This window comes from Streptomyces sp. NPDC016851 (assembly GCF_055562795.1).
In genome coordinates, this window is record NZ_JBVHEP010000021.1 from 16,258 (window position 1) to 41,544 (window position 25,287).

The following is a 25,287-nucleotide window of genomic DNA, read 5'->3' on the forward strand; positions in this document are numbered from 1 at the left end:
GTGACCCGTGACGCGTGACCTGTGACGGGGCCGTGCGCCGGGTGCCCCCGGCGTGCGGACCCGTGCTGTCGGTTGTCCTCCTTCCGCCCCGACTCTCCTCCCCGTGATCATTCCGGCGTACGGCGGCCGCCTCTACACTGACCAGGCGACGGACTCCTGGCCGGCGAGGGGCGGTTGACGGTGCGTAAGGCATGGATCGTGGCGAGTGTTGCGATCAGCTCCGCCCTGGCCTTCGTGATGCTGCTCGTCGTCGGGGTCTACATCGTCGCCGGGAACCTGGTCAACGGGGCCGGCGGTGGGGCGAAGGCGCTGGCCAAGGGGGCGGTGCCCGCCGCGTACGCGGACCTCGTGAAGAAGTGGGGCAACCTCTGCCCCGCCATCAGCCCGGCCCTGCTCGCCGCCCAGCTCTACCAGGAGAGCGGGTTCAACCCGAGGGCGCAGAGCCACGCGGCCGCCCAGGGCATAGCGCAGTTCATCCCCGGCACCTGGGCCTCCCACGGCATCGACGGCGACGGGGACGGCGACCGGGACGTGTGGGACCCGAAGGACGCGATTCCCTCCGCCGCCTCGTACGACTGCGAACTCGCGTCGTACGTGAAGAAGGTGGGCGGGAACCTGACTGAAAACATGCTGGCCGCGTACAACGCGGGGGCATACGCGGTGATCAAGTACGGGGGCGTGCCGCCGTACACCGAGACCCGGAACTACGTGAAGAGGATCACGACGCTCTCGGAGAGCTTCGCGGCGCCCGTCGGGCGGGTCGACCCCTCCGAGCAGGCCGCCGGCGCGATCGAGTACGCGCAGAAGAAGCTGGGCACGCCCTACCTGTGGGGCGGCACCGGCACCGCTGAGCAGGGCGGACGCTTCGACTGTTCGGGACTGACCCAGGCCGCCTACGAGACCGTCGGCATCAAGCTGCCGCGCGTCGCCAACGACCAGTACAACGCCGGGCCGCACCCCGCACGGGACGAACTGCTCCCCGGCGACCTCGTGTTCTTCTCGGACGACCTCACCAATTCGCGTGCCATCCGGCATGTCGGCATTTATGTCGGAGGTGGGTACATGATCGACGCGCCGCGAACGGGTGCGGTGATCCGGTTCGACCCGATCGACACTCCCGACTACTTCGGGGCGACCCGGGTCACCGAAGATGGCGCGAAAGCACTGCCCACGACGGTGTGAGCCGAGCGTGAACCCACCCCCTGAGCTGCGAAGACGTGTCTCTCTTCGATAACGTCTGCGTGATCATTCGGTGGAGTGTGGAACGTATCGACGGGGACCATGCGTTCCTGGTGACGTAGCCGAGCGGACGTGAGTCGGCACGTGTCAGGGACGCGTGCAGCGGAAGCGGATCTACAACCACGGGGGTGGCAGGAACGGCGCACACTCAGGTGCGCCGGGAGAGACGACGAAGGGGCCGCAGCATCATGGCTGGACTCGCCGCATCCGGGTCGAACCCCGACGTCGACCTGCTCTATGACATCAATGGCCTGGCCAAGGACGCGCCGCCGTGGTTCGACCGGGTCATGGAGTTCGTCGGCGAGTACGGGTTGCTGCTCGCCATCGTCCTGCTCGTGGTCTGGTGCTGGTGGTCCGTGCGGCGCCGGGGCGAAGAGGACGCGGCGTCCTCCGTCGCGGCGCTGGTCTGGGCGCCGCTCGCGGCGGGTGTCGCCGTGCTGGTCAACGTGCCGATACGGGGGTTCGTGGAGCGGCCCCGGCCGTTCCTCGACCATCAAGGGCTCGAGGTGCTCGTCAGCGGCAAGAACGACTACTCGTTCGTGAGTGACCACGCGACGATCGTGATGGCGATGGCGGTCGGACTGTTCGTGGCGAACCGGAAGTTCGGGCTGGTCGCGTTGGTGCTGGCGGTGTTCGGCGGGTTCATTCGCGTCTACATGGGTGTGCACTACCCGACGGATGTCGTGGGTGGGTTCGCGCTGGGGACGGCTGTGGCGTTGCTGTTGTCGCCGGTGGCGATGGCGCTGTTGACGCCGGTTGTGCGGGCGGTTGAGCGGTCGCCTCGGGTGGGGTGGCTGGTGCGGGCTCGTGGGCGCGGGGGTGTTGGGGACGGGGCTGATGCGGTGGTTCCCGGGGCGCGGAGTGAGCGGGCCGGGGCCGGGGCGTCCGAGCGGGACCTTGCTGCGTAGTTCTCGGCGTTGGGGCTGGGGGCGGGGCGTTGCGCAGCCCGGCGTAGCGGGGTGCCGCTGCGCCCACCCGTGCCGCCCCTAGCGGCACGACTGCCCGCAGTTCAGCGGCGCGGGCGTCCGCAGTTCGGCTTACAGCGCCTGGGGATACGTGAAGAAGCGGTTCGGGTCGTATTCGTTCTTCAGTTTGGTCAGGCGGGGGGCCGCGTCGCCGTAGTACGCCTTGCGCCAGTTGGTCAGGGTCGGGTCCGTGTAGTTCTGGTAGGCCGCTCCTGAGGCGTACGGGCGCATGGACTTGTGGGCGGAGGCCAGCCAGTCGCGGGCCGTGGTGCCCGTCGTGCCCGGGCGCCAGGCGGCGATGTACTGGGCCAGCATGCGGGAGCGGCGGTGGACGAAGGCCGTGGAGGTCGGGGAGACCCGGTTCACCGCTCCGCCGAGGGCCGTGAGGGCGATGCTGCCCGTGCCGCCGCGTACCGACCTGATCTGGGACAGCAGGGTGCGGATGCCGGCCGCGGACAGGGAGCGGTCGAAGAAGTCCGACGCCGCGGCGTACGTCTCGCGGCCCAGCGCGCCCTTCGGGGAACGGCCCGGGGTCGAGCCGGGCAGATGGCACTGGGCGTCCGTCGGGAACGAGGAGCAGCCGGCGTACACCTCCATCGACTCCTCGTACGAGCGGCGCCGCAGGGAGACGCTGCTCGCCGGGGCGCCGACGCGGTCGGCGAGGCGGTCGACCGCGTTCTTCAGCTCGCCGTACGTGCCGAGGGAGAAGGCCGCGACGGAGACGGTCGGGTTGCCGCCGGCGGCGTTCGCCAGGTGGAGGGAGGACCAGATCTCGTCGGGCTGTGAGGGGCCCCACTCCTGCCAGGCCTTCACCACCGCGGCCGCCTTCGACCCCGGCCAGGACAGGTACGCCGACACGCCCTGCGGGGCCGGGTGGGTCTTGAAGTGCAGTTCCGTCACCACGCCGAAGTTGCCGTTGCCGGCGCCGCGCAGGGCCCAGAAGAGGTCCTTGTGCTCGCGTGCGTCGGCGGTGAGCTGCTTGCCGTCCGCGGTGATCAGGGTGGCCCGGGTGAGGCTGTCGCAGGTCAGGCCGTAGGCGCGGGAGACCACGCCGTGTCCGCCGCCGAGGGTGAGGCCGGAGACGCCGACGGTGGGGCAGGAGCCGGCGGGGATCGTGACGCCCTTCGCGGCCAGCGCGCGGTAGACGTCGATGAGTTTGGCGCCGGCGCCGACCACCGCCGTGTTGCCGGAGGCCCGGACGCGGTTGAGCTTCGAGACGTCGATGATCAGACGGCCGTCGCCGGAGGACCAGCCGACGTAGGAGTGGCCGCCGTTGCGGATCGCCACGCGCAGGGCGTGGCCGCGGGCGTAGGCCAGCGCGGTGCGGATGTCGTCCGGGTGGGACACGTACGCGACCGCGGCGGGCTTGAGCGTGTCGAAACGGGTGTTGTAGAGCTGCCGGGCCGTCTTCCAGTCGGTGTCGCCGGGGCGGATGAGGGGCCCGTCGAGGTCGCGCGCGAGGGCGGACCAGTCGGCGGCGGTGCTCTTCGTGGCGGCGGTTCTGGCGGTGGCCGTGGTCCTGGCGCGCGTGTCCGATGGTGTGCAGGCGGCGGTGAGGGGGGTGGCGGCCGCGGCGATGCCCGCCGTGCCGACTGCGAGGAATGTACGCCGTTCCATGGGGCCTCCCGGTGGTTCCGTCGTGGGAGACGGGGTGGTGAGGGCGAGGGTTCCATACGGAGCCCGTCGCCCGGTGACGACCGCGTCAGCCGGCCCGGTGGTTCTCCGCGTCCGTGCGCGCCTGGCTTCTCGCTCGTCTGGCCGGGCCGTACCAGCCGCAGGTGCAGCGGGCCATGCAGAAGCGGCCCTTGTCCTGTGTCGTCGTGCGGTGTTCCGGGAGGTTGGGGGGAGCTTCCAGCCCGTCCTGCTGCGCCACGGCGACCACGTTACCCAGCGCGGGTAAAGGCTTCGTATGCCGGCTGCCGCGGGCTCGCGTGACGGGGGCACATACCGGTCGTTAACCGGAACAACAAGGGGGCCCGTGACGGACGTACCGGCTGGGGGTAGGCAGGCGATGACTGGGCGGCAGCGGGAACGGCGGCGCGGGCGGACGGGTGCGGCGGTCGTCGCGGCCGGGGTCATGGCCGGGGTGGGGCTGGGAGCCGGAGGGTGCGCGGGCGGTGACGCGGTGGCCGGTGACGCCCCTGGCGGGGACGCGGTCGTGGTGCTGCACCGGGCCGCGGACCGGCTGGTGGAGGCGGGGAGTTCGAAGGCCCGTACGTCGATGGAGATGGCCGCCGGCGGGACCCGGGTGACCATCCGGGGCGCGGGCGTCTACGACTACCGGCAGCGGATGGGGCGGCTGAAGGTGCTTCTGCCGCAGGATCCCGCGGGGGCCGCCGAACGCCGGCCCATCACCGAACTGCTCGCGCCGGGGGCGCTCTTCATGAAGAACCGGGGCGCCGGTGTGCCCCCGGACAAGTGGGTGCGGGTGGAGACGCGGACCCTGTCCGACGGGAACCTCGTCACGGGCGGGGCCACCGATCCGTTCACGGCGGCCGAGGTGCTGCGCGGGACGCGGGCGGCGACGTTCGTGGGCCGGACCGAGGTCGCGGGCACCGGGGTGCGGCACTACCGGGGCACGGCGGATCTCGGCGCCGCCGCGAAGAAGGCCTCCGACGGCAACAAGGCGTCCCTGAGCGCGGCGGCGAAAGGGTTCGCCACGGCCGAAGTGCCGTTCGACGTCTACCTCGACGACGAGGGACGGATCCGCAAGGTGCGGCACCGGTTCAGTTTCGTGGGCGGGCAGAAGAGCCCCGTGGCCGTCGCCTCGACCACGTTGCTCTACGATTTCGGGGCCTCGGTGCGCGTACGGCTGCCGGACACCGACGACATCTACGCGGGCAAGATCGCCGAGGAGTGACCGGCGCGAACTAGCCCGTCCGTGCCATGCGCGGTGTGTAGGCCGCTCCCTACTCTAGGAAGTCGGTAACGGCAGAGACGAGGTGATGCACGTGGCTCCGGTCGGCGGTACGGCAGTTCAGGACCACGTGGCCCTCGCCGAGATCGAGCTGTGCGGAGAGCTGATCATCGCGGCCTCGGCCGCCGACGAGGAGCGGCTCAGCCTGGAGAGCATCGACGAGGTGCTGAAAGTGGCCGAGGAGCGCGACGCCTCCAGGCGCTGAACAGGGAGGAGCCCGGCTCAGGTCCGCAGCATGCGGGCGATCGCCTGGGTCGCCTCCTTCACCTTCGCGTCGATCTCGTCGCCGCCCTTGCTCGCGGCGTCGGCGACGCAGTGGCGCAGGTGCTCCTCCAGCAGTTGCAGGGCGAAGGACTGCAGGGCCTTGGTGGAGGCGGAGACCTGGGTGAGTATGTCGATGCAGTAGACGTCCTCGTCGACCATCCGCTGCAGGCCGCGGATCTGCCCCTCGATGCGCCGCAGACGCTTGAGGTGCTCGTCCTTCTGCTTGTGGTAGCCGTGCACGCCCCGGTCGTGGTCGGTCACGGCATCCGCTCCGGCGGTGACATCCGCGACATCCCCGGCATTCGTAACGTCGGTCACGTCCGTCATCGCGTCCTCCTGGTGGCCTGTGCGCCGACATATGTGGGCTGTGCGCCGAGATATACCCCTAGTGGGTATATGGTACCGAACTTTGCGGGGTATACGGCCCTTGGACCGCCCCCGTGCTCATCACTGTGCCTGATGGGCGACACTGGTGGGCGGCCCGATAGCCGTGGCCGAATGATGCGCCTAGCATCAGCCTGACCGAAACCGAAGCAAGCCGAGGACCCCACGTGCGCTTTCGTCTGACCCCCAGGGAGACGAGCTTCTACGACATGTTCGCCGCATCCGCGGACAACATCGTCACGGGCTCGAAACTCCTGATGGAACTGCTCGGGGCGGACGCTTCCGCCCGGGCCGAGATCGCAGAGCGTATGCGGGCAGCGGAACACGCAGGTGACGACGCCACGCACGCGATCTTTCACCAGCTGAACTCCTCGTTCATCACGCCGTTCGACCGCGAGGACATCTACTCCCTCGCCTCGTCCCTCGACGACATCATGGACTTCATGGAGGAGGCCGTCGACCTGGTCGTCCTCTACAACGTCGAGGAACTGCCCAAGGGCGTCGACCAGCAGATCGAGGTACTGGCGCGCGCGGCCGAACTGACGGCCGAGGCGATGCCGCACCTGCGGACGATGGAGAACCTCACCGAGTACTGGATCGAGGTCAACCGGCTGGAGAACCAGGCCGACCAGATCCACCGCAAGCTGCTCGCGCACCTCTTCAACGGCAAGTACGACGCCATGGAGGTCCTCAAGCTGAAGCAGATCGTGGACGTGCTGGAGGAAGCGGCGGACGCGTTCGAGCACGTGGCGAACACGGTGGAGACCATCGCCGTCAAGGAGTCCTGACCTCTTCATGGACACCTTTGCTCTGGTCGTGACCATCGCGGTCGCGCTCTTCTTCACGTACACCAACGGTTTCCACGACTCGGCGAACGCGATCGCCACGTCCGTGTCGACGCGGGCGCTGACGCCGAAGGCCGCGCTGGCCATGGCCGCGGTGATGAACCTCGCCGGTGCGTTCATGGGCTCCGGGGTCGCCAAGACCGTCAGCGAGGGGCTGATCCAGACACCGACCGGGTCGAAGGGGATGGGCATCCTCTTCGCCGCGCTGGTGGGGGCGATCGTCTGGAACCTCATCACCTGGTACTTCGGACTCCCCTCTTCCTCCTCGCACGCGCTGTTCGGCGGCATGGTGGGGGCGGCGCTCGCCGGTGGGACGACGGTCTATTGGCACGGGGTGCTGGAGAAGGTCGTCATCCCCATGTTCATCTCCCCGGTGGTCGGTCTGCTGGCCGGCTATCTCGTGATGACCGCGATCATGTGGATATTCCGGAAGGCGAACCCGCACAAGGCAAAGCGCGGGTTCCGCATCGCGCAGACCGTCTCGGCGGCCGGGATGGCGCTGGGGCACGGTCTTCAGGACGCGCAGAAGACGATGGGCATCGTGGTGATGGCGCTCGTCATCGCCGATGTCGAGGACTACGGCGATCCGATTCCGGTGTGGGTGAAGATCGCCTGTGCGGTGATGCTGTCACTGGGTACGTATGCCGGTGGGTGGCGGATCATGCGGACGCTGGGGCGGAAGATCATCGAGCTGGATCCGCCGCAGGGGTTCGCGGCGGAGACGACGGGGGCGTCGATCATGTTCACCACGGCGTTCCTGTTCAAGGCGCCGATTTCGACGACGCATGTCATCACGTCGGCGATCATGGGGGTCGGGGCGACCAAGCGCGTGAATGCCGTGCGCTGGGGGGTTGCCAAGAACATCATCCTGGGGTGGTTCATCACGATGCCGGCTGCGGCGTTGGTGGCTGCGGTTTCGTTCTGGGTCGTGAATCTGGCGTTTCTGTAGGTGGTGCTGGGCGTTGTTGCTCAGGCCGGGGCGTTGCGCAGCTCGGCGCGGCGAGGTGCCGCTGCGCCCACCCGTGCCGCCCCAAGCGGCACGACTGCCCGCAGCTAAGCGGGACCGGCGCCCGCAGCTAAGCGGGACCGGCGCCCGCAGCTAAGCGGGACCGGCGCCCGCAGCTAAGCGGGGCCGGCGCCCGCAGCTGGGTGAGTACGCGAACGGGCCCGCCCCTGGGAGAGGGGCGGGCCCTTTTCGGCCTCGCGGTGGCACCGCCATGCAGCACCGCGAGGGGTCTCGGCGAGGGTCGGCTCAGCCGAAGCGGCCGGAGATGTAGTCCTCCGTGGCCTGGATCGACGGGTTGGAGAAGATGCGCTCCGTGTCGTCGATCTCGATGAGCTTGCCGGGCTGGCCGACCGCCGACAGGTTGAAGAACGCCGTGCGGTCGGAGACGCGCGCCGCCTGCTGCATGTTGTGCGTCACGATGACGATCGTGAAGCGTTCCTTCAGTTCGCCGATCAGGTCCTCGATGGCGAGGGTGGAGATCGGGTCCAGGGCCGAGCAGGGCTCGTCCATGAGCAGGACGTTCGGCTCCACCGCGATCGCCCGCGCGATGCACAGACGCTGCTGCTGGCCGCCGGAGAGGCCCGAGCCGGGCTTGTTCAGGCGGTCCTTGACCTCGTTCCAGAGGTTGGCGCCCTTGAGCGACTTCTCGACGACGTCGCTCAGCTCGTTCTTCTTGTAGTTGCCGTTCAGCCGCAGCCCCGCCGCCACATTGTCGAAGATCGACATCGTGGGGAACGGGTTCGGGCGCTGGAACACCATGCCGACCTCGCGGCGCACCGACACCGGGTCGATGCCCGACCCGTAGAGGTCCTCGTCGTCGAGGAGCACCTTGCCCTCGACCCGGCCGCCGGACGTCACCTCGTGCATACGGTTCAGCGTGCGCAGGAACGTCGACTTGCCGCATCCGGACGGGCCGATGAACGCCGTCACCGAGCGCGGCTCGACGGTCATCGAGATGTCCTCGATCGCCTTGTGGGCGCCGTAGTAGGCGGTCAGTCCGCTTACGTCGATTCGCTTGGCCATGTCTCTACTTCACTTCCGAAAGTCTGGGGGTCGCTGTGGCCCCGCGCGGCGGTAGCCGCAAATTGACGCTTTAGCGACCGGTCTTCGGGGCCTTCCAGCGGGCGATGCCGCGGGCCATCAGGTTCAGGATCATCACGAACGCGATCAGGGTGAGCGACGCCGCCCAGGCGCGGTCGTACGCCGTGACCTCGCCCGATCCGTACTGCTGGTAGATGTACAGCGGGAGCGACGCCTGCGCGCCCTCGAAGGGGTTGGCGTTGATGAACTTGCTGCCGAACACCAGCAGCAGCACGGGCGCGGTCTCACCGGCGATGCGGGCGATGGACAGCATGATGCCGGTGGTGATGCCGCCGAGCGAGGTCGGCAGGACCACCTTCAGGATGGTGCGCCACTTGGGCACGCCGAGCGCGAGGGAGGCTTCGCGCAGCTCGTTCGGGACGAGCTTGAGCATCTCCTCCGTGGAGCGGACGACGACCGGCATCATCAGGATCGCCAGGGCGAGTGAGCCGGCGAAGCCGAAGGGCTGCATCTCGAAGATCAGCATGAGGCTGAGGATGAACAGGCCGGCGACGATCGACGGGATGCCGGTCATGACGTCGACGAAGAAGGTGACGGCCCGGGCGAGGTTGCCGCGCCCGTACTCCACGAGGTAGATCGCGGTGAGCACGCCGATCGGCGCGGCGATCAGCGTGGCGAGGCCGACCTGCTCCAGCGTGCCGAGAATGGCGTGGTAGATGCCGCCGCCCGTCTCCGCGTCGGTGACCACGCCCATCGAGTGGGTCAGGAAGTAGAGGTCGAAGACCTTCAGGCCACGCTTGACGGTCGACCACACCAGTGAGGCCAGCGGCACCACGGCGAGCAGGAACGCGACCCACACCAGCGAGGTGACCACGCGGTCCTTGGCCTGGCGGCGGTTCTCGACCCGGGCCGCGATGACGTACGTACCGAGGACGTACACGATCGCGGCGATCAGCGCCCACTGGACGCTGCTGTGCAGGCCGGCGGCGGCGCTGACGCCGAGTCCGAGGGCGACGGATCCGGCGGCGATGGCCCACGGGGCCCACTTGGGCAGGTGGCCGCCGCGCAGGGTGCTGGGGCGCTTGTCGGCGAGGGAGGGTGTGGTGCTCATGCGTTGGCCCCCGAGTACTCCTTGCGGCGGGCGATGATCGCGCGGGCCGCGCCGTTGACCAGCAGGGTGATGACGAACAGGACCAGACCGGAGGCGATCAGCGCGTCACGGCCGAACTCGGTGGCCTCGCTGAACTTGCTGGCGATGTTCTGGGCGAAGGTGCCGCCGCCCGGGTCGAGCAGGCTGGTGTGGATCAGGAAGTCGGGCGAGAGCACGGTGGCGACGGCCATCGTCTCGCCGAGGGCGCGGCCGAGGCCGAGCATCGAGGCCGAGATGACACCGGAGCGGCCGAAGGGGATGACCGCCATGCGGATCACTTCCCAGCGGGTGGCGCCGAGCGCCAGGGCGGCCTCCTCGTGCATCTGCGGGACCTGGCGGAAGACCTCGCGGCTCACGTTGGTGATGATCGGCAGGATCATGATCGCGAGCAGGATGCCCACGGTGAGCATGGAGCGTGCGGCGCCGCCCTGCCAGGAGAAGATGCCGGTCCAGCCGAGGTAGTCGTTCAGCCAGCCGAAGAGGCCGTTCATGTGCGGCACGAGGACCAGGGCGCCCCACAGGCCGTAGACGATGGACGGCACGGCGGCCAGCAGGTCGATCACATAGGCGATGGGGCCGCGCAGCCGGCGCGGGGCGTAGTGCGTGAGGAACAGCGCGATGGCGACCGAGACCGGGACCGCGATGACCATGGCGATGATCGAGGAGACGATCGTGCCGTAGGCCAGGACCGCGATGCCGAAGACCGGCGGGTTGACGCCGGTGTTCCACTCGAAGGTGGTCAGGAAGTTGCCGTCGTCCTTGCTGATGGCGAGGACGGCGCGGTAGGTGAGGAAGCCCGCGATCGCGGCCATGATCACCAGCAGCAGGATGCCCGAGCCACGGGACAGACCGAGGAAGATCCGGTCTCCGGGCCGGGTGGCGCCACGGGCCGCGCGCTTCTGCTCGGCCGTGGGTGGCTGCGTGGGAGGAGGGGCGTCAGCTATCTGTGTTGTGTCCATCGGGTTCTCCGGTCTGCGGAACCGCACGTGCTGTGCGGCCCTTGGCGGCGGTGCACCGGACGGTGCGGTCCGGTCCCGCTGGGGGGACCGGACCGCACTCAGGTCAGCTCAGGCTCTCGACGGTCGTGCGAACCTTGGTGATGATCTCTTCGGGCATGGGCGCGTAGTCGTTCTCGGCGAGGATCTTCTGGCCGTCCTCCGAGGCCGCGTAGCGCAGGAACGCCTTGACCGCGGGCAGGGTCTCGGCCTTGTTGCCCTTGTCGCAGACGATCTCGTACGTCACCAGGACCATCGGGTAGGCGCCGTCGGCCTTGGTCCCGTAGTTCAGCTGCAGCGCGAGGTCCTTGCCGGTGCCGACGACCTTGGCCTCCGCGATCGCCTTCGTGGCGTTGTCGACGGTCGCCTCGACCGGCTTGTCGGCGCCGGTGTCGATGGCGACGGTCTTGATGCCGTCCTTGGCGTACGACAGCTCGAAGTAGCCGATCGCGCCGGCGGTCTGCTTGACCTGCGCGGCGACACCGGAGGACTGCGGAGCGGACTGGCCGCCCTTGGCCTGCCAGGCCTTGCCGCCCTCGTAGGGGAAGTCCTTCTTGGCGGTGGCGATCAGGTACTTGGTGAAGTTGTCCGTGGTGCCGGACTCGTCCGAGCGGTGGAACGCCTGGATCTTCAGGTTGGGCAGCTTCGCGTCGGGGTTCAGCTTCGCGATCGCCGGGTCGTTCCAGTTGGTGATCTTGCTGTCGAAGATCTTGGCGATCGTCGCCGAGTCCAGGACGAGCTTGTCGACGCCCGGGACGTTGTAGCCGACGGCGATGGGGCCGCCGACCATCGGCAGGTCGATGCCCTGGCCGCCGGAGCAGATCTTCTTGGAGGCGGCGACCTCGTCGGGCTTGAGCGCCGAGTCCGAACCGGCCCACGGGACCTGGCCCTGCGTGAACGCGGTGACACCGGCGCCGGAGCCGCCGGCCTTGTAGTTGATCTCCACCTGGCAGGCGGCCGAGAACTGCTTGACCCACGCGTCGACCGCGTTCTTCTGCGCGGAGGAGCCGTCGGCCAGTACCTGGCCCGAGGCGTCGTCACACTTGATGTCGCTCGGCGCGGCGGCGTTGGAGGAGCCTCCGCCCGGGTTGCCGGTCTCGTCCGAGCCGCACGCCGTGAGGGCCAGGGCGCCGGAGACGGCGAGAGCACCGAGAGCGAGGGCCCGCCGGTTCATGCGCTGAAGCTTCACTTGAGTTCCTTCCAGGAGCCGCCGTCCTGATCGGCGGCGTGCGAAGTCTGGGTGTCGCTGGACGAGCCCGCGCACAACAGGCGCGGCTCGCATCTGGTACGGCCGAAATTAGGCAGATCAGATGAAGGCGCCGATGGCCAGACATGAACGAGGGGTGAACCCCTGCCGACGGTGTGGTTAGGTCACGGAATGCTCACGGGGAGAGCACGTGCGGGTTCCGCTTTCCGTACCGGAGGGGCTCAGTCCGGTCTTCCGGCCTGTTGCGGCGGGTTCAGCACGGCGAGCAGCGCGTCGACCAAGGTGCGGTCGTGGGGTTGGGTGAGGCGGGCGCGGGCGGCGAAAGGTGTCAGCCACAGCACCCGGTCCACCTCGTCCGTCGGGGAGAACGCGCAGGACACCGCCTCGGCCGCCCAGTAGCGGACCTGCTTGGGGCGGCCGTCCGCCCGATAGCGCTGGGTGGGCAGCTCGGCGCCCGGCTCGGCCCGGCAGCCCGTCTCCTCCGCAACCTCGCGCAGGGCGCCGGCGAGCGGTTCCTCGCCGCGCTTCAGCTTGCCTTTCGGCCACGACCAGTCGTCGTACTTCGGCCGGTGCACGAGGCAGAGTTCCAGCCCGCCGGTGACGGGGGAGCGGCGCCACAGGACGCAGCCGGCCGCCTGCACGGTGGTGTCCTCGGGGGAGCCGGAACTCGGACTCACCGGGTGCTCACCGTCTCCGCCGCCGCCGCCTCCTCCTCCTGCCAGGCCTGCTGGAACGCGAAGCGTGCCGCCTCCACCTCATGCCGCTGGTCGGCGTGGAGCACGCCGAGGGCGTAGGCCGTGGCCGGGGCGATCCGGGGGGTACGGGCCGCCTGGGCCGCCGCTGCCGCCGCCTCCGAGGCGTCGCGGTGGCGGTTCAGGGCCTGGCCTGCGGAGAGCAGGCGCAGGTCGACGACGGCGTTGCCCTTCGGGCCGCTGACGGCTTCGCGGGCGTAGCGGTGCAGGCGCAGCAGCAGGCGGACCTGGTGCCATGGGGCGTCCTGCGGGTGCGGGACCGTGTCCGGGGACAGGCCGTGGATGAGCGCGGCGGCGTTGTACGGATGGCCCGCGGTGACGAGGGGGAGGGCGGTTACGGCGTCGGCGAGGCGGTCCTTCGCGGCGGTGGCGAGGGGGCGGAGGTCTGTGGTGGCCGCGGATGTGTTCAGTGGGACCTCGCTGGCCAGGACGGCGACCTTGTCCGCGATGGCGTGGAAGCGGCTGGAGCCGAGGGCTTGGAGGGCGGTGGAGTGGGCTCGGGTGCGGGCGAGGTTCAGCTGGCGGTCTAGTAGGGCGCCTGCCTTTGCTGCTCCGACTGTCAGGTTGCCGCGCTCTTGTGCTGGGGGCGGGGGGTTGCGCAGCCCGGCGTCGCGGGGTGCCGCTCTCGTTGGGACGGGTGCCGCCCCAGCGGCACGACTGCCCGCAGCTGGGGCGGCTTCAGCACCCACCTGGGCAGGCAGCGCCGTGGAACCCGACAAGCGGTGCAAGGCGTTCAGCAGGCGTTCCAGGCGGGCCGTGTACGCGTGTTCCATGGCCAGGGTGCCCGAGACCCAGGCCAGTTCGGGGCGCATGCCCTCGCACCAGTCCGTGTCGAGGAGGGGCTGGAACGTGTGCAGGCTGGCGCTGATGCGGCGGGCCGAGCGGCGCAGCGCGCGGGCGGCCTCGACGGACCCCTCCGAGCCGTTCGCCCCGGAACCCGTCTCCCGGTGCAGGCGCAGCGCGCGGAGGAACTCCGTGGCCTGGGCCCGCAGGTAACCCGCGAGGGTGTCCCCGGTGGGGGCGGGCCCGGCCAGGGGGTCCGTCGGGTCAAGGTGTTGCTGTGCCACGCCGGCGCCTCCGGGCGTCTATGAGCATCTCCTGGACGTTGCGCAGGGGCTGGCCGTCCGCGTCGGTCGCATGCCGGGTCCAGTCGCCGTCCGGGCCGAGGTGCCAGGAGGCGGTGGCGTCGGACACGCCGGTCTCCAGCAGCCGGTTCAGGGCCGCCCGGTGGGCCGGGTCGGTGACCCGGACCAGGGCTTCTATCCGGCGGTCGAGGTTGCGGTGCATCATGTCGGCGCTGCCGAACCAGATCTCGGGCTCGCCGCCGTTGCCGAAGGCGAAGACACGGGAGTGCTCCAGGAAGCGGCCGAGGATGGAGCGGACCCGGATGTTCTCCGACAGGCCCGCCACGCCCGGGCGCAGCGCGCAGATGCCGCGCACCCACACGTCCACCGGCACGCCCGCCTGGGCCGCCCGGTAGCAGGCGTCGATGACGGCCTCGTCGACCATCGAGTTGACCTTGATGCGGACGTACGCGGGCCGTCCGGCGCGGTGGTGCTGGATCTCCTTGGTGATCCGCGACACCAGGCCGTCGCGCAGCGACTTGGGGGCGACGAGGAGGCGGCGGTAGGTCTCGCGGCGGGAGTAGCCGGAGAGGCGGTTGAAGAGGTCCGAGAGGTCCGCGCCGACCTGCGGGTCGGCTGTGAGCAGGCCGAGGTCCTCGTAGAGGCGGGCCGTCTTCGGGTGGTAGTTGCCGGTGCCGACGTGGCTGTAGCGGCGGAGCGTCTCGCCCTCCTGGCGGACCACCAGGGAGAGCTTGCAGTGGGTCTTCAGGCCGACCAGGCCGTAGACCACGTGGCAGCCGGCCTCCTCCAGCTTGCGCGCCCACTTGATGTTGGCGTGCTCGTCGAAGCGGGCCTTGATCTCGACCAGGACCAGGACCTGCTTGCCGGTCTCGGCGGCCTCGATGAGGGCGTCGACTATGGGGGAGTCGCCCGAGGTCCGGTACAGGGTCTGCTTGATCGCCAGGACGTCCGGGTCGCCGGCGGCCTGCTCCAGGAAGGCCTGGACGGAGGTGGAGAACGAGTCGTACGGGTGGTGCAGCAGGACGTCCCGCTCGCGCAGGGCGGCGAAGATGTCCGGCGCGGACGCCGACTCGACCTCGGCGAGGTCGCGGTGGGTGCCGGCGACGAACTTGCGGTACTTCAGCTCGGGCCGGTCGAGGGAGGCGATCCGGAACAGGCCCGTGAGGTCCAGCGGACCCGGCAGCGGGTACACCTCGGCCTCGCTGATCTTCAGCTCGCGCACCAGCAGGTCCAGGACCTCGCGGTCGATGGACTCCTCGACCTCCAGGCGCACCGGCGGCCCGAAGCGGCGCCGCATGAGCTCCTTCTCCAGGGCCTGGAGGAGGTTCTCGGCGTCGTCCTCCTCGACCTCCAGGTCCTCGTTCCTGGTGAGGCGGAAGGCGTGGTGCTCCAGCACCTCCATGCCCGGGAACAGCTCCTCCAGGTGGGCGGCGATGACGTCCTCGATGGGGACGTAGCGGCCCGGGGAGCTCTCCAGGAAGCGGGACAGCAGCGGCGGCACCTTGACGCGGGCGAAGTGCTTGTGGCCCGTGACCGGGTTCCGTACGACGACGGCCAGGTTCAGGGACAGGCCGGAGATGTACGGGAAGGGGTGGGCCGGGTCGACCGCGAGCGGGGTCAGGACGGGGAAGATCTGGTGCCGGAACAGGGTGAACAGGCGGGCCTGCTCCTTCTCCTGGAGCTCGCTCCAGCGGACCAGGTGGATGCCCTCCTCCGCGAGTGCGGGAGCGACGTCCTCGTGGTAGCAGGCGGCGTGCCGGGCCATGATCTCGCGGGAGCGGGCCCAGATCATCTCCAGTACCTCGCGGGGCTGGAGACCGGAGGCGGAGCGGGTGGCCACGCCGGTGGCGATGCGGCGCTTCAGGCCGGCCACCCGGACCATGAAGAACTCGTCCAGGTTGCTGGCGAAGATCGCGAGGAAGTTGGCCCGCTCCAGCAGCGGCGTGTTCGGGTCCTCGGCGAGTTCGAGAACGCGTTCGTTGAACGCGAGCCAGCTTCGCTCCCGGTCGAGGAAACGGCCCTGCGGCAGCTGGGGGCCGTCGTACGGCGACTCCTCGTACGCGTCGAGGTCGGCGTCGATGTCGGGTTCGAGTTCGGAGACGGCCGCCGCGATGGTGTGCGGGCGGTGGGCTGCGATGGAGCCCACGGAGGGCTGCGCGTGCTGGACCTTGGCCTGGGTGTTCGGCTGGCTCATGGCCCCATTCTTCCGCGCCGCGAGCATCACGGGCGCGTCGGAAAGCGCGGGCGGGATCGGGGGCGTCACATGAGTGGTCCCGTTCCCCGCAGGCCCCTCTGGGGGCGGTGAAGGCTCTGGCACGGCGGGAGTCATTGGCCGAGCCTCGCAAGCTCGTCTGAATCGATGGTTACGGAGACATGACGTGTGGGATAGCGGGGGGCGGCTCGCGGGGGTCTCGGAGAGGGCGGTCGGGTCATGCGGGGGCTGTCCACAGGCTGTGGACGGCCCCCGCGATCGCCCCCAGGCCCGGTTCAGGGGGACGGCGGGCCAGGAGGGCGAAGGCGGGCGCAGGGCTTGTTCGGCCTGCTGGACGATCCGGACGTAGCGGGCCCGAAAGTCGAGCGTGCTTTCGTGAACCGTTCGAGCCGGGCGGTCCGATGAGGAGACGTGAGCGAAACGAGAAGCGACGGGGAGCTGCTGCGGGCCGTCGCCGCGGACGCCGACCGGCGTGCCTTCGAGGAGCTGTACCGGCGGTACGCGCCGTGGCTCCGAGCCCGGCTGCGGGGCCGGTGCGCCGACCTGGGTGTCGTCGACGACGTCGTGCAGGAGACGTTCCTCGCGGTGTGGCGGGGCAAGGCCCGCTACCGGGAGGAGGGCGATGTGGCCGGGTGGCTGTGGCGCATCGGGTCGCGGCGGCTGGTGGACGCGCTGCGCGGTGACGGGGCACGCGGGCGGCTGCGGCAGGCGCTGGCGCGGCTGCGGCACCGGGACGAGGTGTCGGCGGAGGAGCGCGTGCTCGCGGGGGTGGAGCACGGGGACCTCGCCGGCGCACTGGTCCGGCTGTCGCCGGAGCTGCGGGCGGTGTTGCAGGCGACCGTCATCGACGGCCTGACGACCCGGGAGGCCGCCGTGCTGCTGGGGATTCCGCCGGGGACGGTCAAGACGCGGGCGATGCGGGCCCGCAAGCAGCTGCGGGAGGCGTTGGCATGAGCTGGCACGTGCCTGAAGAGGATCTGCGCGCCTACGCGCGCGGCGAGCTGGCGGCACCGGCCCTGTGGTCCGCCGACGCGCACCTGGGCGCCTGCGCCGCGTGCCGGGGCGTGCTCGCCGAGGTGAGCGACCCGGTCGCGCTCGACGCGGGGTGGGAGCGGCTCGACGCCGAGCTCGACGCACCCCGGGTGGGGCTGCTGGAGTCGCTGCTGGTGCGGGCGGGGGTGGCCGGGCACACCGCGCGGCTGCTGGCGGCGGCGCCGGTGCTGCGGCGGTCGTGGCTGGGGGCCGTCGTCCTCGTGCTGCTGCTGAGCGTCGGGGCGGGGCATGTCGCGCACAGCGGGGAGTTCCCGATGCTGTTCCTCGCTCTCGCGCCGCTGCTGCCGCTGGCGGGCGTGGCCCTGTCGTACGGGCCCGCGCTGGATCCGACGTACGAGATGGCCGTCGTCGCGCCGATGCACGGGTTCCGGCTGCTGATGATCCGGACGGTGGCGGTCCTGGGCGTGGTGCTGGGGCTGAACGGCCTCGCGACGCTCGCGCTGCCCGGGTACGGACTGCGCGCGCTGGCCTGGCTGCTGCCCTCGCTCGCGCTCACCGCGACCGGGCTCGCGCTGACACCCCGGCTGGGGCCGGTGCTCGCGCCGTCGCTGGCCGGCGGGGCGTGGGTCGGGATGCTCGTGCTGGCCGAGGCGCTACGGGCCGGGCCCGAGGTGCCGCTCGCGCCGTTCACCGCCGCCGGGCAGGGCGTGGCGGCGCTGGTCGCCGCGCTCGCCGCCGGGCTGCTCTTCCTCTTCCGTGACCGCTTCGACCTCTTCCAGGGACGTGCCGTATGACTCCGACCGTGTCCGCCTCCGGGCTCAGCCTCCGCTACGGCGGCACCCGCGCCCTCGACGACGTGTCGCTGCGGCTGACCGGCGGCGTCACCGGGCTGCTCGGCCCCAACGGTGCCGGCAAGACCACGCTGCTGCGGGTCCTCGCCACGGCCCTGCCCGCCGACCGGGGCGCCTTCACCGTGCTCGGGCAGGACCCGGGCACCGCGCGGGGCAGGCAGGAGGTACGGCGCAGGCTGGGCTATCTACCGCAGACGCCGGGGTTCCACCCGGACTTCACCGCCTTCGAGTTCGTCGACTACGTCGCGATCCTCAAGGAGATGACCGGCCGGGCCGCCCGGCACCGCGAGGTGCGGCGCGTGCTCGACGAGGTGGGCCTGGCCGACGTGCGGGGCAAGCGCATCCGCAAGCTGTCCGGCGGCATGCGGCAGCGGGTCGCCCTGGGCGCCGCCCTGGTCGGGGACCCCGGCTTCCTGGTGCTGGACGAGCCCACCGTCGGGCTGGACCCCGAACAGCGCATGCGGTTCCGGGAGCTGATCGCGGGGGCCGGGGAGGGACGCACGGTACTGCTGTCCACCCACCAGACCGAGGACGTGGCGATGCTCTGCCACCGGGTGCTGGTCATGGCCGGCGGCCGGGTGCGGTTCGAGGGCACTCCGGCCGAGCTGACGGCGCGGGCCGCCGGGCGGGTGTGGAGCAGCACGGAACGCGATCCGGGCGCCAAGGCCGGGTGGCGTACGGGGACCGGGTCCTTCCGGAACGTCGGGGATCCGCCGGACGGCGCCGAACTGCTCGAACCCACCCTGGAGGACGGCTACCTGCTCACCCTCGACGGCGACGCCGTGGAGGTGGCGGCATGACCACTGTGGTGGAGAAGCCGGTCGTGTCCGATGTGCGGCCCGGGTCCTCGGGAGCGGCCGTGGCGGCCCTGGCCCTGTTCGAGACGCGCCGGCTGCTGACGAGGCTGCCGGTGGTCATCGCCTTCGCCGTGTACATCGGCTGGACCGTGTGGCGCGGCGGGAAGGACTGGGACGGCTACCCGGCCCTCCAGGACGTCGACCGCGCCACCCAGAGCGCGCCGATGCTGGTCGGCCTCGCGGTCCTGTTGTCCGTCAACTTCGCCGCGCTGCGCTCCCGACGGCACGGGACGGAGCACCACCTCTCGGTGCTGGTCCTCCCGCCGTGGCGGCGTACGGTCGCCCATGCGCTGTCGGTCGTGGCCGCCGCCCTGCTCACCGCCGTGTGCGTGGCCGCGGAGTTCGGCCGGGAAGCGCTCAGGCCCGGGGCGATCGGGCACGGTTCGGTGGCCGAACTGCTCGTGGGGCCGCTGATCGTGCTGCTGGCCGGGCTGGTCGGACTGCTCATGGCCGTGCTGGTGAGGTCGCCGATCGCCGCCCCGCTGACGGTCGTGTTCTTCCTGTTCTCGCTCATGTTCTTCACGGGCGGCATGAGCGACGGCGGGACCCGGTGGCTCATGCCGGTGGTGGTCGAGCCGACCACCGGCACGCTGCCGTCCGACCTCATCGGCCGTCCCGCCTCCTGGCACGCGCTGTATCTGGCCGGGCTGGCGCTGTGCGCGGGTCTGGTGGCGGTGCTGGTCGCCGGTGGCCGTAAGCCGTGGGTGATGGCCGGGGTCGCCGGGGCGGTGGCCATGACGCTGGTGGGCGGGGTCGCCCAGGCCGGCGGCGACTCGCCCGAGCTGGACAAGGCCCGGGAGAGGGCCACCGTGCACCCGGAGCAGGTGCAGACCTGTGTCCGTCGGGACGGGGCGACGTACTGCGCGTTCCCCGAGTGGGGTACGCGGGTCGCGGACTGGGCCGGGGTCGTGGACCGGGTGCGGTCCCTGGCCGGTGGCAGCGCCCATGAGCAGAAGATCGTCGTACGGCAGCGGATCGAGGCCCGCTACGGGCTCTCCGGCGATGCCGCGCTGACACCCCTGGAGCGTCCGCACGAGGTGACCGTGCGCACCCGGTGGGGTGGAAACCGCGTCCCCGAGTTCTCGGCGGCCGTGGCCGGTGTGCTGGTCGCGGGGAACGAGAAGGCGTCCACCTCGATGTGCGACGGCCGCATGGTCACCGTCATGTGGCTGGCCCTGGGCTGGGAGTCCGACCCGGTGGCGGCCCTGCGCCGCGTCCGCCTCGAAGACAGCGTGAGCGGCTCGTCCTTGGTGCTCCAGCCGACGGACGGGATGTACATGACGGACGCCCAGACGGAGGTCCTGCGCGAACTGCTGGACCGCCCCCGCGGCGAGGTCACCGCCCGCGTGAAGTCCCACTGGGCCGAACTGACCGAGCCGAAGGTGACGGCGGCCCGGGCGGCGGCCCTGCTGGGTGTGAAGGCGCCCGAGGGGGACGACAAGTGCCTCGACTGAGCGGGGAGTTGGTCGTCATGGCCTGCCGGACCCTGCCGTGGGGCGTGGTCGGCGCGGCCGGCGCGGCGGGACTGCTGCTCGCCGCGCTCTCCCGGATCACCGGCGAGACGGGCGAGCGCCTCTCCCTGCACCTGCTGCGTGCCGCGGTCCTGGCCTTCGCGCTGGGCCTGGTCTTCCTCCTGGACGACCCGGCCCGGCACACCACGGCCACCGTGCCGGTCCCGCGCCCGGTCCGCGTCGCGCTGCGAGTGGTCCTGGTCGTCCCGGCCGCAGCGGCCTGGTGGACGGCAGCACTGCTGCTCGTACCGCCGGAGCTACGGCCGCCGGTCGCCGACATCACGCTGGAGGCCGGGGCGGCGTTCGCCCTGGCGGTGGCCGGTGCGGCGGTCGCGGTGCGGTGCAGCGAGGCCGCACGGCCGGGCCTGCCGGTCGCGACCGGCCTGCTGACCTCGGCGGTACTGGCCGCGCTGTTCTGGCCCGGGCGGTGGGCGCTGTTCGTGCCGGTGGAGGACGAGCGGTGGGCGGCGGCGCACGACCGGTGGGCGGTGCTGCTGGCCGGGGCGGTGCTCGTCGGTGCGTTGGGTGTGGTGGAGCCGCTGCGGCGGAGGGCTTGGCCGGTGGTGTGGGGGCGGTGACACGCTCCGGGGGTGACCGGGCCCCTGCCTACAGGGGGAGCCGCACTCGGAGGCGCTGAGGTGGTTACCGGTCGCTACCGCGCGGCCCGCCCGCCCCGTTGGACCTGGTCGTCATCGAGATCGCCGTCGACCGCTTTCTGAGCCTCAATCCCTAATGCATCGAGTATTCCGCCTGGTTGGTTTTGTGATCGTCGGGCAACGGCTGCAGCAGTGGCCAAGGTCACCGCCTCCGCCCCGTGCTCGTCCATTCGGCGACTCCGGCACTGGCAAGTCCCACCTGCTGATCGCGCTCGGCACCGAGGCCGCCATGGCCGGCTTCCGCGTCCGCTACACACTCGCCACCAGACTGGTCAACGAGCTGGTCGAAGCCGCGGACGAGAAAGTCCTGACCAAGACCATCGCCCGCTACGGACGCGTCGATCTCCTCTACATAGACGAACTTGGCTACATGGAGCTGGACCGCAGGGGCGCTGAGCTGCTGTTCCAGGTGCTGACGGAGCGGGAGGAGAAGAACAGCGTCGCCATCGCCTCCAACGAGTCGTTTGGAGGGTGGACAAAGACATTCGCCGATCCGCGGCTTTGCGCGGCCATCGTCGACCGCCTCACCTTCGGCGGGAACATCATCGAGACCGGCACCGACTCCTACCGGCTCGCCAGCACCCGGGCCGCCCGGGCGCAGAGCGCAGCCTCAGGCTGACCCGTCCGAGCCTCAAAAACCGGCCAGAGATCGCGTTCACGCTATCCGTGCCACGACCGAGTGCGCGTGCGCTGAACACGCTAAGCCGGGCGGGGGAGCGAGTTGAGGCCGTCGATCGCGATGTCGGTGGCCCTTTGAACGGCTTTGTAGGTCTGCTCCGGCCGGTTGCCCTGCTTTTGGCATGCGGCGACGACGACCTTGATCGCCCCGACCAGCGAGCCCACCGCCGCGGCGGCCTCGACGAGGTCCAGCTCGGGGCAAGCGAGGTGGAGCGCTTCGGTCAGCTGTAGCTGGATGTCGAACAGCAGGTGCAGTTCGCGCGCCTGAAGTGCCGGGACCGACGCGATCAGCCGGGTCCGAGCCGGGCCGACCTTCCGCGCCAACTCCGAGTCCGTGTCCGCGAAAACACTCTGGTCGATGACGCGCCGCAGCAGGTCGGCCACCGGTTCGCCGGGCTGCCGTTCTCCGATGATCTCGACCGCGCGCTCCAGCCGCGACCTGTCGTCGAAGAAGACGATGTCGTCCTTGCTGTCGAAGTAGCTGAAGAAGGTCCGTGTCGCGATGTCTGCGGTGGCCGCGATCTCCGCCACGGTTGTCTGGTCGTAACCCTTCTCGGCGAACAGTCGCAGAGCGCCTTCGATGAGCGCTTGCCTCGTGCGCATCTTCTTCCGCTGGCGCAGCCCTGGTTCGCTGGTCACGACAGCACCTTACCGCTTACCGCATGCGATGTAATTTTGCATTCATTGACGTTTTGCATTGAGTGATGTTTTATCGGGAGGTCCGTACCGACCGAGGAGCGGCCGATGGAGAGCACGTCCCCGGCACTGGTCATGCCCACGGCCCGCCAGAACCCGTTCGATCCGCCCGAGGAACTGCGCCGCCGGCAAGGGCTCGGCCCGATCCATCGGATGACCTACGTCGACGGTGGTCAGGGGTGGTTGGTGACCGGCTACGCCGCAGCACGGGCGATCCTGGCAGATCCCCGATTCAGCGTCCGCCCGGACCACATGCGCTCACCGATTGCCCAGCCGGCAAGCGTGCCCGTGCCGCCGGGATTCTTCCTCCGCATGGACCCACCCGAGCACGACCACTATCGGCGGTTGCTCACCGGTGACTTCACGGTGCGCCGGATAAAGCTCCTCGAACCGGAGATCGAAGCGATCGTCAATGACCAGTTGAACGCGATGGAGCTCGCCGGGGGCCCGGCCGACTTGTTCAAGGCATTCGCGCTGCCGGTCCCGTCACAAGTAATCGGCGAACTGCTCGGGGTGCCCTACTCCGACAGGCAGGACTTCCAGCGGAACGCCGCCACGCTCTTGAACGTCGACCTCACACCGGAATGCCGGCAGGAGGCGGTCAGGGAGCTCATGGCATATCTACGGGACCTGCTGCGCCACAAGCGTTCCTGGCCAGAGGAAGATGTGCTCAGCGGGCTCGCTGCGCACGAGGGACTTACTGCGGACGAGAGAGCCGGACTGGCGCTCCTGCTCCTGATCGCCGGGCATGAGACGACGACGAACATGCTCGCGCTGGGCACTTTCGCTCTGCTGGCCAACCCCGCACAGTTAGCCGAGGTCCGCGACAAGGAGGAAGACGCCCCTGCAGTGGTCGAGGAACTGCTGCGTTATCTCACGATCATCCATCACGTGGTCCGCGTCGCGCTCGAGGACATCGAGCTCCACGGCTGCCTGATCAAGGCCGGCGAGTCCGTCACTGTCGCACTTTCCGCGGCGAACCGGGATGCTGACCATTTCGCCGACCCGGACGCACTTGACCTCACCCGCTCCACGGCCGGACACCTCGCGTTCGGTCACGGCCTCCACCGGTGCCTCGGGCAGCGACTGGCCCGCGCCGAAATGCGCATCGCCCTGCCCGCACTGCTTCGCCGCTTCCCGGCACTACGTCTCACTGTCGCGCCCGAGGAAGTGCCACTGCGGTCGGCCATGACGGTCTACGGCGTGCGTGAACTTCCGGTCACCTGGTAGGCCGATCAAGGTCGAGAAGAACGACGTGTGCTCGGCGACTTGCGGCGCGACGTCTGCGAGTTTGAGCAATGCCCCTTCGCTGCCGGCTCCCCACCGCCATCCGGCCCTTCAAGCACCGCCCGCAGACACCTCCCCGACTAACGCGTCCAGCGGATGCCCGCATCGGACCACGATCGTCTGGATCAAACTCACCCAGGCGCAAGGCATGGATCAGTTGCGGCCTCCGGTGTTGTCACTTCTCGGTTCTGGCACAGATCTTGGGGACCGGTGGCGGAGGGTGATCCCGGGCCTTCTCAGAGGCGAGGCGGTCAGGTGGTTCGGAGTCGGTAGTGCAGCAGGTCGGTGCCATCGGCGGGGGGTGGTTTGCCGTCCGAATCGGTGACCGCGGTCACGGCCAGGCCGGCGGTCGTGGCCAGCTTCTCGAACTGGTCCCGGGTGTACCAATGCATGATCCATGGGCGCTCTTCGATGGTGCTGTCTGAGCCGTGGTGCCGTTCGTAGCGTAGAAGCGTCGTCTGTGTCCGGGCTGTCTCGTCGCGTTGCTCGGCGACGACGGATACCCGGAGATCGGCGCCGTCGGGTGCGGCGGACGTGCGCACTCGGCCGATCTGTTCGGCGGGGGTCGGTGCGGGGGTGAACAGGGGCACCAGGGCGGTGCCGCCCTCAGCCAGGTGAGCGCGGATGCCGCGCAGGGCGGCGAGCGCTGTGGCGTCGTCGGGGAGCAGGGTGAAGGTCGGCCCGGCGAGGAAGATCGCCCGGTAGCGGCGGGGCAGGTTCAAAGCCTCCATGCGCTGGTGGAACACGGTGGCACGGATGTCTTGTTCGCCTGCGCGGTGCCGGAGTCGCTCCAGCATGTCGGCGGACGAGTCGACGCCGTCGACGTCCAGGCCGCGTCGGCGCAGTTCGAGCAGGGGCTCACCGTCTCCGCACCCCAGCTCCAAGGCCGGCATGCCGACTTGCTGAATGAAGGCCGCATAGGGCTCGGGGTCCTGGGAGAAGGCCTTCAGCGGTCCGTAGAGCTCCGCGACGATGCCGGTGTAGAAGTCAGCTGGGTCCACACTGGTCACCCTACGCAGTCCCTTCCGTACGTTCACTCGAATATCGACGGCGGGTCACTGCAGCAGGATCATCTTGCGGAGCAGTTCGAATCCCGCCCGGCCGTAGAGCTGCCTCTTGATCTTTTTGATGCGGTTCACGGCGCCTTCGGTGCCGCCGGAGCTCCAGTGCAGGGTGAGTCCGGCCGTCACGGCGTCGAGGTCCCGGAGCAGGTGGAGGGCGAAGTTGGTGAGGCCCGGCAGCTGACTGCCGTCGACGGCGTCGATCCAGGCAGGGAGCGTGGGACCGAGGCGGTGGGCCATCATCTCGCCGAAGTCGCGGACGTGCCCGGCGGCGGCGTCCAGCTCGAGGCAGCGGGCCAGGACGCCTTTCAGCGCGGCGCGGTCTTCCTCGCTCAGGGCTGTGGGGTGGCGGGTGAGCCAGCTGGTCACCTTGCGCACCGTCGGCGGTGGAGGCGGCGCCTGCGGCGGGGTGGCACGCAGGGTGGCGATGTAGGCGCGGACCATCTGATAAGTGACGGGGCGTTCTCGGCGAGGAGCTCGCGGTGCAGGAGGGTGACGTTCCAGCAGCCCGCGGCGAACCGCTCTTCCAGGTAGGGCTTGTAGGGGTCCAGCCGGCTGGGCCGGGGGCGGTTCCAATAACCGACCCGTTCTTACGGCAACTTCAGGTTGTGCATCTACCAGGTCGCCGTGGACCT

The 25,287-nt window shown here is 70.2% G+C and carries 25 protein-coding genes and 1 pseudogene; 13 read left to right on the plus strand and 13 right to left on the minus strand.

What is annotated here, in order from left to right; translation table 11 throughout:
- The first annotated feature begins 174 nt into the window (after positions 1-174).
- The gene (locus ACZ3I3_RS29080; protein ID WP_467369942.1) at positions 175-1,182 is read left to right on the plus strand and encodes a bifunctional lytic transglycosylase/C40 family peptidase; all 1,008 of its coding nucleotides are present in this window, start codon (positions 175-177) and stop codon (positions 1,180-1,182) included.
- 245 nt (positions 1,183-1,427) lie between these two features.
- Positions 1,428-2,147 carry a phosphatase PAP2 family protein gene (locus tag ACZ3I3_RS29085; RefSeq protein WP_467369944.1) on the plus strand — a complete coding sequence of 240 codons (720 nt, stop codon included), beginning with the start codon at positions 1,428-1,430 and terminating at the stop codon, positions 2,145-2,147.
- Between the two features lie 129 nt (positions 2,148-2,276).
- Here ACZ3I3_RS29085 and ACZ3I3_RS29090 read toward each other — a convergent pair whose 3' ends face one another.
- Both ACZ3I3_RS29090 and ACZ3I3_RS29095 read right to left on the minus strand, forming a co-directional pair.
- A complete protein-coding gene (locus ACZ3I3_RS29090; RefSeq protein WP_467369946.1) occupies positions 2,277-3,821 on the minus strand; it encodes an FAD-binding oxidoreductase in 1,545 nt (514 codons plus the stop codon).
- An 85-nt stretch (positions 3,822-3,906) separates the two neighbouring features.
- The gene (locus ACZ3I3_RS29095; RefSeq protein WP_356927841.1) at positions 3,907-4,077 is read right to left on the minus strand and encodes a hypothetical protein; all 171 of its coding nucleotides are present in this window, start codon (positions 4,075-4,077) and stop codon (positions 3,907-3,909) included.
- A gap of 138 nt (positions 4,078-4,215) precedes the next feature.
- Between ACZ3I3_RS29095 and ACZ3I3_RS29100 the strand changes: the two genes are divergently transcribed.
- Together ACZ3I3_RS29100 and ACZ3I3_RS29105 are read left to right on the plus strand one after the other, a co-directional pair.
- A complete protein-coding gene (locus tag ACZ3I3_RS29100) occupies positions 4,216-5,064 on the plus strand; it encodes an SCO4651 family lipoprotein (protein ID WP_467369948.1) in 849 nt (282 codons plus the stop codon).
- 91 nt (positions 5,065-5,155) lie between these two features.
- The gene (locus ACZ3I3_RS29105) at positions 5,156-5,326 is read left to right on the plus strand and encodes a hypothetical protein (protein ID WP_356927861.1); all 171 of its coding nucleotides are present in this window, start codon (positions 5,156-5,158) and stop codon (positions 5,324-5,326) included.
- 17 nt (positions 5,327-5,343) lie between these two features.
- Here the strand turns inward: ACZ3I3_RS29105 and ACZ3I3_RS29110 are convergent, their stop codons facing one another.
- Positions 5,344-5,712 carry a metal-sensitive transcriptional regulator gene (locus ACZ3I3_RS29110; protein ID WP_467369950.1) on the minus strand — a complete coding sequence of 123 codons (369 nt, stop codon included), beginning with the start codon at positions 5,710-5,712 and terminating at the stop codon, positions 5,344-5,346.
- A 224-nt stretch (positions 5,713-5,936) separates the two neighbouring features.
- Between ACZ3I3_RS29110 and ACZ3I3_RS29115 the strand changes: the two genes are divergently transcribed.
- Both ACZ3I3_RS29115 and ACZ3I3_RS29120 read left to right on the plus strand, forming a co-directional pair.
- A complete protein-coding gene (locus tag ACZ3I3_RS29115) occupies positions 5,937-6,557 on the plus strand; it encodes a DUF47 domain-containing protein (protein WP_059418711.1) in 621 nt (206 codons plus the stop codon).
- Positions 6,558-6,564: 7 nt separating this feature from the next.
- Positions 6,565-7,563 carry an inorganic phosphate transporter gene (locus ACZ3I3_RS29120; protein ID WP_467369952.1) on the plus strand — a complete coding sequence of 333 codons (999 nt, stop codon included), beginning with the start codon at positions 6,565-6,567 and terminating at the stop codon, positions 7,561-7,563.
- Positions 7,564-7,866: 303 nt separating this feature from the next.
- On the opposite strand, the gene pstB is transcribed toward ACZ3I3_RS29120, so the two are convergent.
- The 7 genes from pstB to ACZ3I3_RS29155 form a co-directional block, all read right to left on the minus strand.
- Complete coding sequence (gene pstB / locus ACZ3I3_RS29125) at positions 7,867-8,643, minus strand: phosphate ABC transporter ATP-binding protein PstB (RefSeq protein WP_467369954.1); 777 nt, start codon at positions 8,641-8,643, stop codon at positions 7,867-7,869.
- A 70-nt stretch (positions 8,644-8,713) separates the two neighbouring features.
- A complete protein-coding gene (gene pstA / locus ACZ3I3_RS29130) occupies positions 8,714-9,772 on the minus strand; it encodes a phosphate ABC transporter permease PstA (protein ID WP_467369956.1) in 1,059 nt (352 codons plus the stop codon).
- Positions 9,769-10,770: a phosphate ABC transporter permease subunit PstC gene (gene pstC, locus ACZ3I3_RS29135; protein WP_392363860.1), complete on the minus strand. Its 1,002-nt coding sequence runs from the start codon at positions 10,768-10,770 to the stop codon at positions 9,769-9,771. Before pstC ends, pstA begins: the two co-directional genes overlap by 4 nt.
- Positions 10,771-10,873: 103 nt before the next feature.
- On the minus strand, positions 10,874-11,995 hold the full coding sequence (gene pstS / locus ACZ3I3_RS29140) for a phosphate ABC transporter substrate-binding protein PstS (protein ID WP_467369958.1): 1,122 nt from the start codon (positions 11,993-11,995) through the stop codon (positions 10,874-10,876).
- A 239-nt stretch (positions 11,996-12,234) separates the two neighbouring features.
- The gene (locus tag ACZ3I3_RS29145; RefSeq protein ID WP_467369960.1) at positions 12,235-12,690 is read right to left on the minus strand and encodes an NUDIX hydrolase; all 456 of its coding nucleotides are present in this window, start codon (positions 12,688-12,690) and stop codon (positions 12,235-12,237) included.
- Positions 12,687-13,832, minus strand: a complete 1,146-nt coding sequence (locus ACZ3I3_RS29150) for a CHAD domain-containing protein (protein ID WP_467369962.1) — start codon at positions 13,830-13,832, stop codon at positions 12,687-12,689. Before ACZ3I3_RS29150 ends, ACZ3I3_RS29145 begins: the two co-directional genes overlap by 4 nt.
- Positions 13,813-16,044 (minus strand): RNA degradosome polyphosphate kinase, encoded by a 2,232-nt coding sequence (locus ACZ3I3_RS29155; RefSeq protein WP_467369964.1) that lies wholly within the window; start codon positions 16,042-16,044, stop codon positions 13,813-13,815. The genes ACZ3I3_RS29150 and ACZ3I3_RS29155 overlap by 20 nt, the downstream gene beginning before the upstream one ends.
- Positions 16,045-16,473: 429 nt before the next feature.
- On the opposite strand from ACZ3I3_RS29155, the gene ACZ3I3_RS29160 reads away from it, so the two are divergent.
- The 6 genes and pseudogenes from ACZ3I3_RS29160 to ACZ3I3_RS29185 form a co-directional block, all read left to right on the plus strand.
- Positions 16,474-17,016 (plus strand): RNA polymerase sigma factor, encoded by a 543-nt coding sequence (locus ACZ3I3_RS29160; RefSeq protein WP_086602341.1) that lies wholly within the window; start codon positions 16,474-16,476, stop codon positions 17,014-17,016.
- The gene (locus tag ACZ3I3_RS29165) at positions 17,013-17,849 is read left to right on the plus strand and encodes a zf-HC2 domain-containing protein (protein WP_467369966.1); all 837 of its coding nucleotides are present in this window, start codon (positions 17,013-17,015) and stop codon (positions 17,847-17,849) included. Before ACZ3I3_RS29160 ends, ACZ3I3_RS29165 begins: the two co-directional genes overlap by 4 nt.
- Positions 17,846-18,706 carry an ABC transporter ATP-binding protein gene (locus ACZ3I3_RS29170; RefSeq protein WP_467369968.1) on the plus strand — a complete coding sequence of 287 codons (861 nt, stop codon included), beginning with the start codon at positions 17,846-17,848 and terminating at the stop codon, positions 18,704-18,706. Before ACZ3I3_RS29165 ends, ACZ3I3_RS29170 begins: the two co-directional genes overlap by 4 nt.
- The gene (locus ACZ3I3_RS29175) at positions 18,703-20,217 is read left to right on the plus strand and encodes an ABC transporter permease (RefSeq protein WP_467369970.1); all 1,515 of its coding nucleotides are present in this window, start codon (positions 18,703-18,705) and stop codon (positions 20,215-20,217) included. Before ACZ3I3_RS29170 ends, ACZ3I3_RS29175 begins: the two co-directional genes overlap by 4 nt.
- On the plus strand, positions 20,205-20,852 hold the full coding sequence (locus ACZ3I3_RS29180; protein WP_467369972.1) for an ABC transporter: 648 nt from the start codon (positions 20,205-20,207) through the stop codon (positions 20,850-20,852). The genes ACZ3I3_RS29175 and ACZ3I3_RS29180 overlap by 13 nt, the downstream gene beginning before the upstream one ends.
- A gap of 250 nt (positions 20,853-21,102) precedes the next feature.
- Positions 21,103-21,549 (plus strand): annotated as a pseudogene (locus ACZ3I3_RS29185) (ATP-binding protein); the annotation flags it as partial.
- An 80-nt stretch (positions 21,550-21,629) separates the two neighbouring features.
- Here ACZ3I3_RS29185 and ACZ3I3_RS29190 read toward each other — a convergent pair.
- Positions 21,630-22,247, minus strand: coding sequence for a TetR/AcrR family transcriptional regulator (locus tag ACZ3I3_RS29190; protein WP_467369974.1), 618 nt, complete (start codon positions 22,245-22,247; stop codon positions 21,630-21,632).
- Between the two features lie 105 nt (positions 22,248-22,352).
- On the opposite strand from ACZ3I3_RS29190, the gene ACZ3I3_RS29195 reads away from it, so the two are divergent.
- Positions 22,353-23,534: a cytochrome P450 gene (locus tag ACZ3I3_RS29195; RefSeq protein WP_467369976.1), complete on the plus strand. Its 1,182-nt coding sequence runs from the start codon at positions 22,353-22,355 to the stop codon at positions 23,532-23,534.
- Positions 23,535-23,842: 308 nt separating this feature from the next.
- On the opposite strand, the gene ACZ3I3_RS29200 is transcribed toward ACZ3I3_RS29195, so the two are convergent.
- Together ACZ3I3_RS29200 and ACZ3I3_RS29205 are read right to left on the minus strand one after the other, a co-directional pair.
- The gene (locus tag ACZ3I3_RS29200; RefSeq protein WP_467370162.1) at positions 23,843-24,592 is read right to left on the minus strand and encodes a class I SAM-dependent methyltransferase; all 750 of its coding nucleotides are present in this window, start codon (positions 24,590-24,592) and stop codon (positions 23,843-23,845) included.
- A 54-nt stretch (positions 24,593-24,646) separates the two neighbouring features.
- Positions 24,647-25,096, minus strand: a complete 450-nt coding sequence (locus ACZ3I3_RS29205) for a transposase (RefSeq protein WP_467369978.1) — start codon at positions 25,094-25,096, stop codon at positions 24,647-24,649.
- Positions 25,097-25,287: the final 191 nt, after the last annotated feature.

Coding starts and splice junctions, on each gene's coding strand:
- ACZ3I3_RS29085 (WP_467369944.1), top strand. CDS start 1,428: ATGGCTGGACTCGCCGCATCCGGGTCGAACCCCGACGTCGACCTGCTC.
- ACZ3I3_RS29090 (WP_467369946.1), bottom strand. CDS start 3,821: ATGGAACGGCGTACATTCCTCGCAGTCGGCACGGCGGGCATCGCCGCG.
- ACZ3I3_RS29100 (WP_467369948.1), top strand. CDS start 4,216: ATGACTGGGCGGCAGCGGGAACGGCGGCGCGGGCGGACGGGTGCGGCG.
- ACZ3I3_RS29110 (WP_467369950.1), bottom strand. CDS start 5,712: ATGACGGACGTGACCGACGTTACGAATGCCGGGGATGTCGCGGATGTC.
- ACZ3I3_RS29120 (WP_467369952.1), top strand. CDS start 6,565: ATGGACACCTTTGCTCTGGTCGTGACCATCGCGGTCGCGCTCTTCTTC.
- pstB (WP_467369954.1), bottom strand. CDS start 8,643: ATGGCCAAGCGAATCGACGTAAGCGGACTGACCGCCTACTACGGCGCC.
- pstA (WP_467369956.1), bottom strand. CDS start 9,772: ATGAGCACCACACCCTCCCTCGCCGACAAGCGCCCCAGCACCCTGCGC.
- pstC (WP_392363860.1), bottom strand. CDS start 10,770: ATGGACACAACACAGATAGCTGACGCCCCTCCTCCCACGCAGCCACCC.
- ACZ3I3_RS29155 (WP_467369964.1), bottom strand. CDS start 16,044: ATGAGCCAGCCGAACACCCAGGCCAAGGTCCAGCACGCGCAGCCCTCC.
- ACZ3I3_RS29165 (WP_467369966.1), top strand. CDS start 17,013: ATGAGCTGGCACGTGCCTGAAGAGGATCTGCGCGCCTACGCGCGCGGC.
- ACZ3I3_RS29170 (WP_467369968.1), top strand. CDS start 17,846: ATGACTCCGACCGTGTCCGCCTCCGGGCTCAGCCTCCGCTACGGCGGC.
- ACZ3I3_RS29175 (WP_467369970.1), top strand. CDS start 18,703: ATGACCACTGTGGTGGAGAAGCCGGTCGTGTCCGATGTGCGGCCCGGG.
- ACZ3I3_RS29195 (WP_467369976.1), top strand. CDS start 22,353: ATGGAGAGCACGTCCCCGGCACTGGTCATGCCCACGGCCCGCCAGAAC.
- ACZ3I3_RS29205 (WP_467369978.1), bottom strand. CDS start 25,096: ATGGTCCGCGCCTACATCGCCACCCTGCGTGCCACCCCGCCGCAGGCG.